Source organism: Klebsiella michiganensis (genome assembly GCA_000963575.1).
Lineage (GTDB): Bacteria > Pseudomonadota > Gammaproteobacteria > Enterobacterales > Enterobacteriaceae > Cedecea > Cedecea michiganensis_A.
The window spans coordinates 2,831,765-2,847,748 of record CP011077.1; the positions used below are offsets into that span (position 1 = coordinate 2,831,765).

At 55.0% G+C, this 15,984-nt stretch carries 15 protein-coding genes; 8 read left to right on the forward strand and 7 right to left on the reverse strand.

What is annotated here, in order from left to right; translation table 11 throughout:
• Nucleotides 1-12: 12 nt before the first annotated feature.
• From VW41_13145 to VW41_13165, 5 genes are all read left to right on the forward strand, one after another.
• Nucleotides 13-1,299 carry a membrane protein gene (locus tag VW41_13145; GenBank protein ID AJZ89910.1) on the forward strand — a complete coding sequence of 429 codons (1,287 nt, stop codon included), beginning with the start codon at nt 13-15 and terminating at the stop codon, nt 1,297-1,299.
• Nucleotides 1,268-3,901, forward strand: coding sequence for a hypothetical protein (locus VW41_13150; GenBank protein AJZ89911.1), 2,634 nt, complete (start codon nt 1,268-1,270; stop codon nt 3,899-3,901). The genes VW41_13145 and VW41_13150 overlap by 32 nt, the downstream gene beginning before the upstream one ends.
• A gap of 78 nt (nt 3,902-3,979) precedes the next feature.
• Nucleotides 3,980-5,428: an RNA methyltransferase RsmF gene (gene yebU, locus VW41_13155; GenBank protein ID AJZ89912.1), complete on the forward strand. Its 1,449-nt coding sequence runs from the start codon at nt 3,980-3,982 to the stop codon at nt 5,426-5,428.
• 105 nt (nt 5,429-5,533) lie between these two features.
• Nucleotides 5,534-5,773 (forward strand): hypothetical protein, encoded by a 240-nt coding sequence (locus tag VW41_13160; GenBank protein ID AJZ89913.1) that lies wholly within the window; start codon nt 5,534-5,536, stop codon nt 5,771-5,773.
• 240 nt (nt 5,774-6,013) lie between these two features.
• On the forward strand, nt 6,014-6,205 hold the full coding sequence (locus VW41_13165; protein ID AJZ89914.1) for a hypothetical protein: 192 nt from the start codon (nt 6,014-6,016) through the stop codon (nt 6,203-6,205).
• A 16-nt stretch (nt 6,206-6,221) separates the two neighbouring features.
• Here VW41_13165 and VW41_13170 read toward each other — a convergent pair whose 3' ends face one another.
• The 6 genes from VW41_13170 to VW41_13195 form a co-directional block, all read right to left on the reverse strand.
• Complete coding sequence (locus tag VW41_13170; GenBank protein AJZ89915.1) at nt 6,222-6,752, reverse strand: GNAT family acetyltransferase; 531 nt, start codon at nt 6,750-6,752, stop codon at nt 6,222-6,224.
• Nucleotides 6,753-6,769: 17 nt separating this feature from the next.
• Nucleotides 6,770-8,017: an MFS transporter gene (locus VW41_13175; protein ID AJZ89916.1), complete on the reverse strand. Its 1,248-nt coding sequence runs from the start codon at nt 8,015-8,017 to the stop codon at nt 6,770-6,772.
• Nucleotides 8,018-8,272: 255 nt separating this feature from the next.
• Nucleotides 8,273-9,769, reverse strand: coding sequence for a transporter (locus VW41_13180; GenBank protein ID AJZ89917.1), 1,497 nt, complete (start codon nt 9,767-9,769; stop codon nt 8,273-8,275).
• A gap of 541 nt (nt 9,770-10,310) precedes the next feature.
• On the reverse strand, nt 10,311-10,655 hold the full coding sequence (locus VW41_13185; GenBank protein AJZ89918.1) for a hypothetical protein: 345 nt from the start codon (nt 10,653-10,655) through the stop codon (nt 10,311-10,313).
• 28 nt (nt 10,656-10,683) lie between these two features.
• Complete coding sequence (locus VW41_13190) at nt 10,684-11,559, reverse strand: membrane protein (GenBank protein ID AJZ89919.1); 876 nt, start codon at nt 11,557-11,559, stop codon at nt 10,684-10,686.
• A gap of 5 nt (nt 11,560-11,564) precedes the next feature.
• Nucleotides 11,565-11,939 carry a hypothetical protein gene (locus VW41_13195; GenBank protein ID AJZ89920.1) on the reverse strand — a complete coding sequence of 125 codons (375 nt, stop codon included), beginning with the start codon at nt 11,937-11,939 and terminating at the stop codon, nt 11,565-11,567.
• 141 nt (nt 11,940-12,080) lie between these two features.
• Here VW41_13195 and VW41_13200 point away from each other — a divergent pair, with 141 nt between their 5' ends.
• From VW41_13200 to VW41_13210, 3 genes are all read left to right on the forward strand, one after another.
• Nucleotides 12,081-12,311: a DNA polymerase III subunit theta gene (locus tag VW41_13200; protein AJZ89921.1), complete on the forward strand. Its 231-nt coding sequence runs from the start codon at nt 12,081-12,083 to the stop codon at nt 12,309-12,311.
• A gap of 129 nt (nt 12,312-12,440) precedes the next feature.
• Nucleotides 12,441-13,169 carry a carbon-nitrogen hydrolase gene (locus VW41_13205; GenBank protein AJZ89922.1) on the forward strand — a complete coding sequence of 243 codons (729 nt, stop codon included), beginning with the start codon at nt 12,441-12,443 and terminating at the stop codon, nt 13,167-13,169.
• Nucleotides 13,170-13,198: 29 nt separating this feature from the next.
• Nucleotides 13,199-13,870, forward strand: coding sequence for an exodeoxyribonuclease X (locus VW41_13210; protein ID AJZ89923.1), 672 nt, complete (start codon nt 13,199-13,201; stop codon nt 13,868-13,870).
• Here VW41_13210 and VW41_13215 read toward each other — a convergent pair.
• Nucleotides 13,867-15,924, reverse strand: a complete 2,058-nt coding sequence (locus tag VW41_13215; GenBank protein AJZ91963.1) for a protease 2 — start codon at nt 15,922-15,924, stop codon at nt 13,867-13,869. The genes VW41_13210 and VW41_13215 overlap by 4 nt on opposite strands.
• Nucleotides 15,925-15,984 lie beyond the last annotated feature (60 nt).

The window sequence follows — 15,984 nt, forward strand, 5'->3', positions numbered from 1 at the left end:
ACGATAGGCTAAATGCATCATTCAGATAACAACGCCCCCGGCTTACGACGCACAATGAAAATTCACGCCATCAGTCAGGCTTTGCCTCAGGCACGTTATCAGCGTTGTCCCCAATGCGATACCCTTTTCTCTCTGCCCCAGGTTAAATCAACACAAAGTGCCTACTGCCCTTGCTGTGATGCCAGAGTGCACCACGGTCGTGACTGGTCATTGACGCGTCTGGGGGCAATGGCCGTGGCGATGCTGGTGCTCATGCCCGTCGCCTTTTCCGATCCGCTGTTGCGCATCTATCTTCTGGGCTCGAGTATCGATGCCAACGTCATGCAGGGGATTTGGCAGATGGCAAGCCAGGGAGACGTGCTCACCGCTGCCGTAGTGCTCTTCTGCGTGGTCGGCGCGCCGGCCACGCTGGTCGCGGCTATCGCCTACCTCTGTTTTGGCAACATTCTCGGCATGAATCTTCGCCCGGTGCTGCTGATGCTGGACAAGCTTAAAGAGTGGGTGATGCTGGATATCTATCTGGTAGGTATCGGCGTGGCCTGCATCAAGGTTCGCGAGTACGCCTTTATACAGCCTGGTCCCGGGCTGATTGCGTTTATTGCCCTGGTTATCCTGAGCCTGTTGACCATGATCCACCTGAACATTGAGCAGCTATGGGAGCGTTTTTACCCTCAGCGCCCGGCTCGGGCCTTTAATGCGCAGCTGCGGGTTTGCCTTGGGTGCCATTTTACCGGTGTTCCGGACGAAAGGGGCCGCTGCCCTCGCTGCCATATTCCGCTGTATCATCGCCGTAAGCAAAGCTTACAAAAATCCTGGGCGGCACTGATTGCCTCCCTGGTATTCCTGCTCCCGGCTAACCTGTTGCCAATTTCTATCATTTACGTGAACGGAGCCCGTCAGGAGGACACCATTCTTTCGGGCATTATTTCCCTGGCGCACAGCAACATCGCCGTTGCCGCCGTGGTGTTTATTGCCAGTATCCTGGTACCGTTTACTAAAGTTATTGTATTGATTACGCTACTGATCAGCATTCATTTCAAATGCCAGCAGGGTTTAAGGACCCGCATATTGTTGCTGCGCTTTGTCACCTGGATTGGCCGCTGGTCTATGCTCGATCTGTTTGTCATCGCTTTGATGATGTCACTGGTTAACCGTGACCAGCTGCTAGCTTTTACGATGGGTCCCGCCGCGCTCTTCTTTGGCGCGGCGGTTATATTAACTATTCTTGCCGTCGAATGGCTGGATAGCCGACTACTTTGGGACGCACATGAGTCAGGAAACGCCCGCTTCACCGACTGAAGCGAGAATTAAAACGAAACGCCGGATCTCACCTTTCTGGTTACTGCCTGTTATTGCGTTACTGATTGCCGGCTGGTTGATCTGGACGACTTACCAGGAGCGCGGCAACACCGTGACCATCGACTTTATCTCCGCCGACGGGATAGTCGCGGGCCGCACGCCGGTGCGCTACCAGGGCGTTGAGGTCGGTACCGTGCAAAACATCAGTCTGAGCGATGACCTGCGTAAAATCGAAGTCAAAGTCAGCATCAAAAGCGATATGAAGGATGCGCTGCGTGAAGACACGCAGTTCTGGCTGGTGACGCCGAAGGCCTCCCTTGCCGGCGTATCCGGGCTTGATGCCCTTGTGGGCGGGAACTACATCGGCATGATGCCGGGTAAAGGCGAGCCGCGCGACCATTTTACCGCGCTCGATACCCAGCCTAAGTATCGCCTTGATAACGGCGAACTCATGATTCACCTGCATGCCCCGGATTTAGGTTCTCTGAACAGCGGGTCGCTGGTCTATTTTCGCAAAATCCCGGTTGGCCGGGTGTACGACTATTCCATCAATCAAAACAAGCAGGGCGTGACCATCGACGTGTTGGTCGATCGCCGCTTTACGAGCCTGGTGAAAAAAGGCAGTCGTTTCTGGAACGTGTCCGGCGTGAAAGCCGATGTTGGCTTAAGCGGCGCCAAAGTTCAGTTGGAAAGCCTTGCGGCCCTGGTCAATGGCGCCATCGCTTTCGACTCCCCTGACGATTCAGAACCGGCCAAAGCAGATGACGAATTCGGCCTGTACGAAGATCTGGCGCACAGCCAACGCGGCGTCATCATTAACCTCGACCTCCCGAGCGGAGATGGCCTTAAGGCAGGGTCAACAAAGTTAATGTACCAGGGGCTGGAAGTGGGTTCATTGACCAAGTTAAACCTTAATCCGGGCGGCGCTGTCACCGGAGAAATGACCGTTGATCCTGGCGTCGTAAGCCTGATGCGTAGCGGGACGCGCATCGAACTTCGCAGCCCTAAAATCTCGCTGGATAACCCAAGTATCAGTACCTTACTGACGGGCAGCACCTTTGAACTGGTTCCAGGCGACGGTGAGCCACAGGATCGCTTCACCGTGGTCTCCAGTGACCAAACGCCGCTTCAGCAACCGAACGTACTCACGCTTTCGCTGACGGCCCCTGAAAGCTATGGCATTGATGCCGGGCAGCCCATCATCCTGCACGGGATACAAATCGGCCAGGTGGTTGAGCGAACACTTTCGGCCAAAGGGGTCACATTCTCTGCGGCGATCGATCCGCAATACCGTCATCTGCTGCAGGGCGACAGCAAATTCGTGGTCAATAGCCGCATTGATGTGAAGCTCGGCATGGACGGCGTTGAGTTCCTGGGGGCCAGCGCTAACGAATGGGTAAACGGCGGTATTCGCGTGCTGCCGGGCAGCAAAGGCGAAATGAAAAGCAGCTATCCGCTTTACGCCAACATGGATAAAGCGATTGAAAACAGCCTGAGCGACATCCCGACCACCACGCTAACGCTGACGGCATCCAGCCTGCCTGATATTCAGACGGGCTCCGTGGTCCTGTACCGCAAATTCCAGGTGGGGGAAATCATCACCATCCGCCCTCGCGCAGAAAACTTTGATATTGATGTTCACATTAAGCCGGAATACCGCAAGTTGCTGACGCCAAACACCGTGTTTTGGGCCGAGGGTGGCGCGAAAGTTCAGCTCAACGGCAGCGGGCTGACGGTTCAGGCCTCCCCGCTTTCTCGTGCGCTTAAGGGAGCCATTAGCTTTGACAACATGACCGGCGCAAGCGTCGGCCAGGTGAAAGGTGAGAAACGCGTACTTTATGCCTCTGAAACAGCGGCCAGAGCGGTAGGCAGCCAGATAACGCTGCACACGTTTGATGCCGGGAAACTGTCTGCCGGGATGCCAATCCGCTATCTGGGCATCGATATTGGCCAGCTCGAATCGCTGAACCTGACGCAATCGCGCAGCGAAGTCGAAGCGAAAGCCGTACTTTACCCGGAATATGTTTCCACCTTCGCGCGCGGCGGCACTCGCTTCTCGGTAGTCACACCGCAGATTTCTGCCGCGGGCGTCGATCACCTGGATACCCTCCTCCAGCCATACATCAACGTTGAGCCGGGCAAAGGCGACCCGCGCCGCGACTTCGAACTGCAGGAAGCCTCCATTACCGACTCCCGTTACTCAGACGGGCTGAACATCGTGCTGGAAGTGCCCGAAGCCGGTTCACTGAGCATCGGCACGCCGGTTCTTTTCCGCGGGATTGAAGTCGGCACGGTGACCGGCATGACGCTCGGCAGCCTTTCCGATCGCGTCATGGTTGGCCTGCGTATCAGTAAACGTTACCAGCATCTGGTCCGTGAAAATTCCGTCTTCTGGCTGGCTTCCGGCTATAGCCTGGACTTTGGCTTAACCGGCGGCGTGGTTAAAACCGGAACCTTTAACCAGTTTATTCGCGGCGGTATTGCGTTTGCGACCCCACCGGGAATTCCGCTTTCGCCTAAAGCGGAAGCCGGGAAGCACTTCCTGCTGCTGGAAAGTGAGCCGAAAGAGTGGCGCCAGTGGGGAACCGCCCTTCCGCGCTAAGCCATAAGCCCGGGCGGTACGTCGCCCGGGCAATTCCGTGTTAAACTGCGCCCCTTAATTTTTTCAGGGGCGTTTTTCATGGCTCAATCTACTGCCGTTTATCTTCCGCAATCATTCCTCGATGCGATTCGTGACGCACTTCCCGCGGACCAGACGCTGGAAAGCTTTATCGAATACTGCCAGTTGCCGCTGCGTCGCAGCCTGCGCGTCAATACGCTGAAGATATCCGTGGCTGACTTCCTGACGCTCGTCGCGCCTTATAACTGGCGTTTAACGCCGGTGCCGTGGTGCGAGGAGGGTTTCTGGATTGAACGAGAAGATGAAGACACCCTGCCGCTGGGCAGTACCGCGGAACATCTGGGCGGCCTGTTCTATATTCAGGAGGCCAGCTCAATGCTGCCCGTTGCCGCGCTGTTTGCCGACGGTAATCAGCCGCAGCGCGTAATGGACGTCGCCGCCGCCCCCGGTTCAAAAACCACTCAGATTGCCGCCCGCATGAATAACACCGGCGCCATTCTGGCCAATGAATATTCCGCCAGCCGGGTAAAAGTCCTGCACGCAAATATCAGCCGCTGCGGTATCAGCAACGTGGCGCTGACGCATTTTGATGGTCGCGTATTCGGTGCCGCGCTGCCGGAATCCTTCGACGCAATTCTCCTCGATGCGCCCTGCTCCGGCGAAGGCGTGGTGCGAAAAGACCCCGATGCGCTCCGTAACTGGTCTCCTGAAAGCACAACAGAGATTGCCCACACTCAGCGCGAATTGATTGAGAGCGCTTTTCACGCGCTCCGTCCGGGGGGCACGCTGGTCTACTCGACCTGCACGCTGAATCGCCAGGAAAACCAGGATGTGTGCCAGTGGCTACTGGATACCTGGCCAGATGCAGTGGAAATAGCCCCCCTGAGTGAGCTTTTCCCGGAAGCCAGTCGTGCGCTGACCCCGGAAGGATTCCTGCACGTCTTCCCTCAGATTTATGACTGCGAGGGCTTTTTCGTGGCGCGTTTACGTAAAACGGCCTCGATCGAGCCGCTGCCGGCGCCTGGCTATAAAGTAGGGAAATTTCCCTTCGCGCCAATGAGGGGCAAAGCAGCGGCCGAACTCACCGCCGCTGCGGCAAAATCAGGCCTTAGCTGGGGCGATGAACTTAGCCTGTGGTTGCGCGACAAAGAGATCTGGCTGTTCCCGGCAGAGATTGAGCCGCTTATCGGTAAAGTCCGTTTTTCCCGCATCGGCCTGAAACTTGCCGAACAGCACAACAAGGGCTTCCGCTGGCAGCATGAAGCCGTGGTTTCTCTGGTAAAAAGTGACAACCCGCTTTGCTTCCCGCTGAGCGAGGCCGAAGCCGAAGAGTGGTATCGTGGGCGGGATATCTATCCAGAAGTGACACCGTCACGGGATGAGGTGGTTGTCACTTTTCAGGGCCAGCCGCTCGGCCTGGCGCGTAAAGTCGGCTCGCGCCTGAAGAACAGCTACCCAAGAGAGCTGGTGCGCGACGGTAAGCTTTTCGCCGCCCCGCAGGCTGGTTAAAAAAATAAGCACTTTTTAAGTTGGCAATTTGTGCTGCCTTGACTAGTCTCAAATTGGGGTGACCCACTGGTCATACCACCTGCGCAGATAACAAGGAGCCAAAAGATGACAAAAACCAATGTCCGGATCGGCATCTTCGAGATCGATGATGCCGAATTACACGGTGAGCAACAGGGGGATCGAACGTTAAGCATTCCCTGTAAGTCCGACCCTGACCTGTGCATGCAGCTGGATGCCTGGGATGGTGCAACCTCTATTCCCGCCGTGCTGGACGGCGAACATTCCGTACTTTATCTAAAACACTACGATCGTCAGCGCGATGCCTGGGTTATGCGCCTTGCATAATTCAAGATGAACCCGTCCCTGAGACGGGTTATTTAGATGACAAACAGCAGAAAAACGTGGTTTTCAGCCGTCTGGAGTAAACCAAAGAACATCATTCCTTGTTTTTCTCAGACCAAAAGTGCAGTTTTTAAATCAATGATTTTTGCCAGCGCTTTCTCCGTCCACGGGACGGATTATTTATTTCCCCACTTCCCCATGCTCCCCTACACTTAAACCAAACGAAGCGGTTCTGAGGCGCTAATGTTTGCTTTGGTTTTATTTGTTTGTTACCTGGACGGCGGCTGTGACGATCTGGTGCTGGAAGTCTTTACCAGCGAAAAGCAGTGTCTGAGTGCAATGAAAGAACAGCGTATGCGCCACGGCGGCTGTTACCCGGTGGAAGAGTTTATCGATGGATTCTGGCGGCCTGCCCAGGAGTACAGCGACTTCTGAGCAGGGCCAAACCAGATTAGCTACTGCGCGGGCGCAACAGCATTCGTACCTGCTTCCCGTGGTACTCAACGTAGTGCTGGAAAGTAAAACCGAAGCGCTCTGCCAGGCCAACAGAACGCTGATTATCGTCATCGATAATGCAGCATACTGGCCCACTGAAATTGTCATCCGCCCAGCTTAAAACCGCGCCGAGCGCTTCCGCTGCATACCCTTGACCGTGCACCGCAGGAATAAGCGACCAGCCCGCCTCCGGGTGTTCCAAAGCGGGCGTGAGATTCCGTTTAGCTTCCTGGAACCCAAACGAACCCACAAATCTCCCGTTTTGTTTTTCGAACAAAGCCCAGTAACCATAGCCCATCGCCTGCCAGTGGCCGATATAACGCATCAGTCTTGCCCAGCTCATCTCGCCATCCTGCGGTTTTCCGCCGCCGATAAACTTCACCATCTCCGGGTCTGACCAACACGCAACCAGCGCCTCGTAGTCATCCAGCGTGAAGTGGCGCAGGATAAGGCGTTCCGTTTCAAGACGTGGGGCTTCAGTAATCATCATGACTCCGCTCAGTATTACTCTTGTAGTCGTTGTTTAAGGCCGGATTTGCAGCCGTAAATAATAGCGCACAGCAGCAGGCTAAACAGCATGGTACCCAAAAACACGCCAGCCCCGGTCAGGGTCAGCATTACGCCGCCAATCAGCGGCCCCAACGCAATGCCTAACGTCGTCAGGGTGGATGCGCCCAGGTACGCACCGCGATGTTCATCCGGTGCCAGCTGATCCAGCAAAATATTCAGGTTCGGCATCAGAATTGCTTCACCAATGCTGAAAATAACCGTCACGCTCACCCATAGCAGCGCATCCGGCGTACGTACGGACCAGAACAAAAGCTGCGAAAGCGCAAAGATAGCGCCCCCCAGCATAATGCGGTTAGGCAGGCTCACCTGGGCCAGAAAGCGAACCAGGAAAAGCTGGGCGATAAGCACCGTACAGGCGTTAGACACCAGAATCAGCGTAATCAGTTTTACCGCGGCCTCTGCGTCCAGCGTAAGCAAATAAAGCGGTACCACGGACTCATAATGCACGAAAACCACGGCGCACAACGTGCTGCACAACATCGCCGCGACAAACAATTTATCCCTGGCGATGATCAGCATAACATCGCGTAATCTCACGCCGGCCTGGGGTTCACTTTCTTTTGCTACCAGCTTTCCCGCAGGGATAAACAACAGGGTATAAATCAGCAGCGGTAAATAGCTCACTGCAGTTATCACAAAGGTGCCTTTCTGCGAAGTCAGCCCAAACGCTATGCCCACCAGCGGCCCGGTAACCGCCGCCACATTCACCAAATAATAGCGAATCTGCAGCGCCAGAGCGCGACGACGGCGATCGCCCAGCAAGTCGCTCATCAGGGCACGCGTGGGAGGCTCTACCCACGCAAAACAGACGCCAACAATCATTAGCCCAATGATAAATAAAGTCATTCCCGTCGCCAGCCCAAGCAGCGCATACCCGACAAACGACAGCGCACAGCCCAGGGAGAGCACGCCCCGACGGCCTAATTTATCCGACAACTGCCCGCCATACATCCCTAGCACAACCGCCAAAAGCGCGCTGCTGGTCATCGCCACGCCCACGGAGATCGGGGAAAGGTGATAATTACGGGTCATGATCACCGTCATAAACGGCCAGGCCATAAAGTAGCTAAAGCGAATCACCAGGGTAAAAAATAGCAGCGCAATCACCGTGGCCGGGAAGGTTTTGACCGTCGGCCAAAAACCGCGCGCAGCGTCCTCACGGACGGCATCGTTTGTCGTCATAAAGTATCCTGTTATTTATCGTTATAGTGGAGGCGGGGCCGCTTACGCTGAGTAAGCGGTTAAATAGCAATAAGTTATTCCGTATTGGCTGGCAACGGAAATGTTACTGAAATGTTTATTTCCCCAGCTTGTCATTCAAACCGTCGGCCGGGCAGCGGAAAGTAGTGAGAAATTGTGACCTGCCGCTCAAAAAATGGCATTTCATGCTGGGAATGTTTGGGGAGAACCGGCGGCTGAACGCCGCCGGCAAAACGGCTAAAGCTTTCCGCTCAGGCGCTGATGAAAATCGGCGCTATGGGTGTCCAGACCCACAATTTCGACCTGGGTCTGATAACGCTGATAACGCGTTTCAATGGCATCCAGCACGGCAACGGTGGAGGCATCCCAAATTTGTGCCTGAGTCAGATCGATAACCACCCGTGCCGGGTCATCAGCATAGTGAAAATGCTCGACCAAGTCGTTGCTACTGGCGAAGAATAGCGGCCCACGAACCCGGTAAGTCACTTCGCTCCCGTCCGCCGCTAACTGCCGCTCGGCACGCACCACATGCGCAATACGTCGGGCAAACAGCATCATAGCGAAAATAGCTCCCCCCAACACACCAAGCGCAAGGTTATCGGTGTAGATCGTTATCGCCACGGTCGTGAGCATCACCAGCGTTTCCGGCACCGGCATACGGCGCAGCGTGCCGGGAGAGATGCTATGCCAGTTCAGCGTTTTCACCGCCACAATCATCATGATCCCAGCCAGCACCACCATCGGAATTTTCGCCATCACTTCACTCAGCACGGTAACCAGCAGCAATAGCACCAGCGCAGCCGCCACGGTAGATAACCGCGTACGCCCTCTTCCCAGTTCAACGTTGACGATGGTTTGCCCGATCATAGCGCAGCCGGCAATGCCACCATAAAAACCGGCGAAGATATTAGACACGCCAAGCCCCCAGCATTCGCGTCGCTTGCTGGAAGGTGTGTCGGTGAGTTCGTCCACTAACTTTGCGGTGAGCAGAGATTCCATCAAGCCAACAAAAGCGATACTCAACGCACAGGGCCAGATAATGCGCAGCGTCTCGACGTTAAGCGGCACCAGCAGCTCTGTTAACCCAGGCAAACCAGCCTTCATAGGCCCGCTGTCACCGACCGTGGGCAATCCCCATCCCAGGGCGATACTCAGACCGGTCACCAGGACAATCGCCACCAGCGGTGAAGGCACTGATTTAAGCAGTTTCGGCAACAATAAAACGACGGCGAGCGTCACCGCGAACAGACCCCATACCAGAGGCGATTGCCCCCAGACATGAGGCACCTGAGCAAGGAAAATAAGAATACCCAGCGCATTCACAAAGCCGGTCATCACCGACAGCGGGATGTAACGCATCATTCGCGCCAGTCCGCTCACGCCAAACAGGATCTGAATCCCGCCCGCCAGCACCACCGCAGGCAAAATATAGCCAATACCGTACTGATGAACCATCGGCCCTATAACCAGCGCCACCGACCCGGCTGCTGCGGTAACCATTGCCGGGCGGCCGCCCAGAATCGACATAGCAAAACACAGCACAATAGACGCGATTAAGCTGACTTTCGGGTCAACGCCCGCAATCAGAGAAAAGGAGATAACTTCAGGGATCAGGGCCAGCGCGGTGACAACCCCGGCAAGCACTTCGCGCTGGATCAGCCGGGGAGAGCGAAGCACGGCGCGCAGGCTATTCTCATGCGCATGTTGAGCGGCAAGCTCAGTTTGATTAGTCATAGTTGAATGCAGGTCTATTGTCATGAACGCCGCATTTCTCAAGGAATGCGGTCAGCGAGGCCGAAATTGTAGCGTTGTCACCACAGCGATGCGAGTTTTTGTGATATGCATCACTCGGCCAAATACCCTGCCTGCCCAGCCCTTTTGTTTGCGCAACAAATAATTAACAAATTGAGTAAAAAACGCTGGACGGCAAGCTATCAAGGTGTGGTATGGTCTTAGCGCACAGGTCAAGCCAAAGCGTTATGGGAAACGCTTTACGCGCAAGCAGGCTGACGGGTTCCCGGATAAAAAAAAGACCGAACACGATTCCTGTATTCGGTCCAGGGAAATGGCTCTTGGGAGAGAGCCGTGCGCTAAAAGTTGGCATTAATGCAGGCTAAGTCGCCTTGCCTCTTAAGAATAGATTACCGGCGCAGGTTTTCCAGTCCACAACAAAAGTGGTCAGAAAAAAGCCGCAACAAAGGTGACTATTTATGCAAAAACAGCAATATCCCGTTGAGGTTATTGCTGTTTTTTTATGGCAAAAAATGCGTGTTTTTTATTCAGCGCAGAGCTTTTGCGCACGCTCAATGAAGGGTTCAAGACTCATTTTCTGGCCTGGATGCTGCGGATCGTCGACCTGAATGATGCTTATTGGCTGCCCGCTCGTTTTACCGCTCTTGATCTGCTGCTCGGCAATGGCGTTCAGCGGGTACTGCATCAGCGTGCTTGGGTTAATGGCAAACAGCGCATTCCCTGTTCTGCAGCTCAACATCACCTCTTCGCGGTTGAACGCCCATTTGTCTTTACCCACCTCAAACCGGCTGACGGTGATAATTTGCGGGGCAGCCAGCGCAGAGCCCGCGCAGGCCAGCAGCAGTAAAGTCAAAATGCTCTTTTTCATGAGTCTCTCATATAACCAGTTTGTGCCGTCAGAACGGCTCCCAGGTAGCAAATAGGCTGACAAGCAGCAGTACCCCTACCGATAAAATCACTTCCAGCCAGGTCAGCTGAATAAATCTGTGCTGCGCATGGGCATGAGCGGCATCAAAGCGCGGCACCAGTATATAGCGGTTGATCAATGCCAGCGTTACCATCCCGAGCACCAGCCCAACCTTGAGGACCAACAGCCGAAAGTAGCCGCTTTCCAGCGGCAGTGCCCAGCCCAGGATCAGCAAGCTATTCACTACGCCGGTAACCAATACCGCAGCCACGGCGAGATGCCCGTAGCGAGAAAAACGCATCATGGCCATGAGCGCCGGGGTGCGCCAGCGCGGCTTGTGTGCCATGTGCATACAAACCAGCAAAGGCAGCAGGCCCCCCACCCACCAGGCCGCGCTCAGAAGATGAATCGCGTGGTTGATCCGCTGGAAGGCACCCAGCGCCCCGTCGTGCATGGCGGCGTGCCCGACGCCAGCCAGCATAATGAGCTGCGCCGCGGCTAACAGTAGCAATAACCCCGGCATAGCCCGAGGAGCGATCAGCACTGCGGCCAGCGTGGCCAGGCCCAGCAATAGCTGCCATATCCATACCGAACCAAAGCGAGTCGTTAGCACCGCCTGCCAGACATCCGGCGAAATCACATCGCTCCAGCCGTCCCCCATCTGCCCGGCCTGAGCCATAAATAACAAACAGGCGCTAAAAAACGACAGCCAAACGGCAGGCCGCCACTGCGCTCTGAGGCGGCGCACAAGCACGGGCTTAAACTGCTGCGGGGCAAGCAACGAACAGCAGATGGCGCTGCCCAGCAGCACCATCAATGCAGTGAAATGGATAAAACGCAGCGCGATGTAAAACGCCGATAGCATGGCGATTACTTCACGGAGAAGTGGTAGTTACCCTTGGTTTTGTGCCCATCAACCGACACAACATGCCAGTCCACGGAATAATCACCCGGTTTCAAGGTTTCTTCGACCGGCACAATAAGCTGTTTGTTGTCGGTCTCAGCCACCTTCACTTTCCCGGTCTTCACGGCTGATTTCTGCGGGCCGGTGACGGTCACACCGCTGAAGCCCGGCTCAACGCCTTCGGAGAAACTTAGGGTCAGCGCCTGCGGGGATGCTGTTACGGCAGAATCTGCCGCAGGAGACTGCTGCTTAAGGTGCGCATGCGCAAAAACGGCTGGAGAAACGGCCATAGCAGCGACAAATGCCGCGACGGTTGCGATGCGGGAGGAGATGAACGCCATATTAACTATTCCTTTTTGTTATGTGATAAAGCGGCAAGGATAACCCCGGGCCGATACCAAGTCGAGACGGGAAAAGCTATTGTTGCTTGTCATCCGGAGCGCAAAACAGTAACTTCTGCGCTGACATTGCAGGAGGATATGATGAGCTACAATCTCGCCGATTTACCCCAGGAAGAAATGGATAAAGTTAACGTGGATCTCGCCGCCGCCGGCGTGGCATTTAAAGAACGCTATAACATGCCCGTTGTGGCTGAAATGGTGGAGCGAGAACAGCCGGAGCATCTGCGGAGCTGGTTTCGTGAAAAGCTGATTGCCTATCGCCTGGCCTCGGTTAATCTTTCTCGTTTGCCCTATGAACCAAAGCAAAAATAAAAACTTAAGAACTATCTCGCTGATTCAAAACTAGTGCTACTCTCTTCCCTGTTCAGTTGACCACAAGCTTTGGCTCATCCGTCACGATTGCAGGATGCAATCGTTGGATGAAAGATTAAGGAAGAACCTATGCCACGCTGGAATGTTGCCGCTGCGCAATACGGTGCTGTTGCCGGGAATTATCAGGCCAACATCGATCATCATCTCGATTTCATCCGCTGTGCCGCCGAACAAGGCATCGAACTTCTGGTTTTTCCCCAGCTCTCTTTATCCGGCTTACGCCCCGACAGCCACCCTCCGGCGCTGACCGATCCGCTGTTCAACCCACTGGCTGAGGCTGCTCATCGCTATCATATGACCGCGATCGTCGGCATGTCACTCAGCGACGGAACGCATAGCGTAGCCGGCATGGTGGGGTTTCTGCCCGACGGGTCACGTATCGCCTGCTGTAAACGTCCTGCTGAAGCAGTCGAGACGAACGCCCGGCCTCCAGTTGCGCCACTTTTGGGACAACGCTCTCGCAATATCGCGCTGGCCGTTTGCGCCCAAAGCAATGATGAATCCTGGCCCAGAAGCGCCGCTGACATCGGGGCAGACCTTTACGCGACCGGCGCCGCGATGACAGAACTAAGCTACCAGCAAGATGAAATGTATATGCAACGCTGGGCGCACAAATATGGACTCAACATTTTGCAGGCTAATTACGCCTGGTCCGAGACAGAAATTCGCTCCGCAGGCCGCAGCGCGTGTTGGGATAATTTAGGCCAACTCGTCGTCAGAGCCGATCAGGGCGAACTGCTGGCGATTGGCCGTCGGGATGAGAGAGGTTGGCACGGCGAGGTCATTCCTTTACGCTAGTCACCTGAAGCCTGTTAACGGAGACTGCGATGCTGCGCATAATTGATACGGAAACCTGTGGATTACAGGGGGGCGTGGTAGAAGTTGCGTCGGTCGATATTATCGACGGTAAGATTGTGAACCCGATGAGCGATCTTGTCCGTCCCGATCGGCCGATAAGCTACCAGGCGATGGCCATCCATAAAATTACCGAAGAGATGGTGGCCGATAAACCCTGGATTGAAGACGTTATCCCTCGCTATCTCGGGAGCCCCTATTACGTTGCGCACAACGCCAGTTTTGACAGCCGCATGCTGCCGGAAATGCAGGGCGACTGGATTTGTACCGTGAAGCTGGCGCGCCGCCTATGGCCAGGCATCAAATACAGCAACATGGGGCTGTATAAATCGCTAAAGTTGCATGTGGATACGCCAGCCGGGCTGCATCATCACCGCGCATTGTTCGACTGCTATATTACTGCCGCTCTGCTGTTGAGAATTATGGATGTATCGGGATGGACTGCGGAAGATATGGTCACGATCACCGGGCGTCCTGCGCTGGTGACCACCATGATGTTCGGCAAATACCGGGGGAAACGGATTGCGGAAATAGCCGAAGATGATCCGGGCTATCTTCGCTGGATGCTTAACAACATCAAGGAGCTGGCGCCGGATCTCCGCATGACCTTAAGACATTATCTGGCCGCCAGCGCGGCCGATTAATGCACGCGCCCTGGCAAGATCCCCTGCGCCAGGGCAATCAGGAAAGCAAACTCCAGCGCTACGCCTTCGTAGGATTTAAAGCGCCCCGACTTGCCACCGTGCCCGGAATCCATGTCCGTACAAAGCAGCAGCAAGCTCTCATCTCGCTTATAGTCGCGTAATTTAGCAACCCACTTAGCCGGCTCCCAGTACTGTACCTGCGAATCATGCAGACCGGTGGTCACTAACAGGTGGGGATAAGCCTGTTCACGCACTTGATCGTAAGGGCTGTATTGCTTCATATATCGGTAATACTCTTCATCCTGTGGGTTCCCCCACTCCTCAAACTCCCCCGTGGTGAGCGGAATCGACTCATCCAGCATCGTCGTCACAACATCGACGAACGGCACCTGAGCCACCACGGCATGGAATAATTCAGGACGCAGATTAATAGCCGCGCCCATCAGCATGCCACCGGCGCTGCCTCCCATCCCATAAAGTAATTTAGGATCGCCATATCCCAGCCTGAGCAGCTCGTCGCACACGTCCAGATAGTCGTTAAAGGTATTCATTTTGTTCAGGTACTTGCCATCTTCGTACCATTGCTGCCCCAGCTCCCCACCCCCGCGTACGTGGGCAATAGCGTACACAAAGCCGCGGTCAAGCAGACTCAAACGGCTACTGCTAAAGTCCGCATCCATGCTGCTGCCATAGGAACCATAGCCATAGACCAGCAGCGGGCTTTTACCCCGGCGGAAGTGCTTGCGGTGATAAACCAATGACACCGGCACCTGAACGCCATCCCGAGCGGTCACCCACAAATGCTCACTGCGGTAATTGCCGGGGTCAAAGCCGGCAACCTGGGTTTGCTTGATAACCCGGCGCTCCCCGCTGTCCATATCCAGTTCAAATAGCGTATCTGGCGTTGTCATGGAGGAATAACCGTAACGCAAAAGCGAGGTCTCCGGCTCAGGGTTGTAGCCAAGCCAGGTAACATAGGCTGGATCGTCAAAAGCGATACCCGTGGACTCACGCGTATGGCGATTAATCTGACGCAGGCTGGTCAGCCCCTGCTGTCGTTCAGCAACCACCAGCCAGTCTCGAAATAGCGTAAAGTCTTCAAGCATGACCTGTTCCCGTGCGGCAATCAGCGTTTGCCACTGTTTTTCCTCCCGCACGGCGCTGCGGTAGAGCCCGAAATTTTTACCGTCTTTATTGGAACGAATGTAAAAACCATGCTGGTAGTGATCGACCGTGTATTCATGGTCTTTTCTGCGCGGGGCAAAGGCTTGCGGCTCGGCATCTGCCAGTTCTGCATCCAGTAACAAAGCCTCACTTGTCGTCGCGCTCGCCAGATGGATGACCACAAAATGCCGTGAGGTCGTTTTATGCACGCTGACGTAAAAAGCGTCATCTTTTTCCTCATACACCAGTTGGTCATCGGCCACCGGGTGGCCCAATCTGTGTCGCCAGACCTGATAAGGCAATAAGGTTTTGGGATGCTTGCGCACGTAGTAAAGCGTGACGGAGTCATTCGCCCACACAAAGCTGGACGAGACGTTATCCAGCAGCTCCGGATACCAGTTTCCGGTTTTCAAATTACGCAGACGAATACCGTACTGACGACGAGAGAGATAGTCCTCCGCCAGGGCCATAACGGCGTTATCCGGGGTGATGGCAAACCCGCCCATCGTGTAGAACTCGCTGTGGGCGGCGCGCTGGTTGGCATCCAGTAAAATGTCCCACTCGGCCCACTCTTCTTTGACCGCAGATTGCCGCTGATAAATCGCGTACTCGTTTCCCTTTTCATAGACCTGCCGGTAGCGATAGCCGTTCTTCACATACGGGGCGGATACATCGTGAGGCGGAACGCGGGCGATCATCTCTTTTAGCAATTGATCCTGCAGCGATCGCTGGCTCTCCATGATCTTTTTACCGTAAGCATTTTCCTGCTCGAGGTATTTCAGAACATCCGGATCGGCGCGGTCATCATCCCGCAGCCAGTAATAGTTATCCGTGCGGGTATCACCATGCAGCGTCATAGCGTGAGGGATTTTTTTGGCTTTTGGCGGCATCACTTTCATCATTTTCCGTTTAACACCCTGTAAGGGTGGCAAATTCAGCCGAGCTTGCAA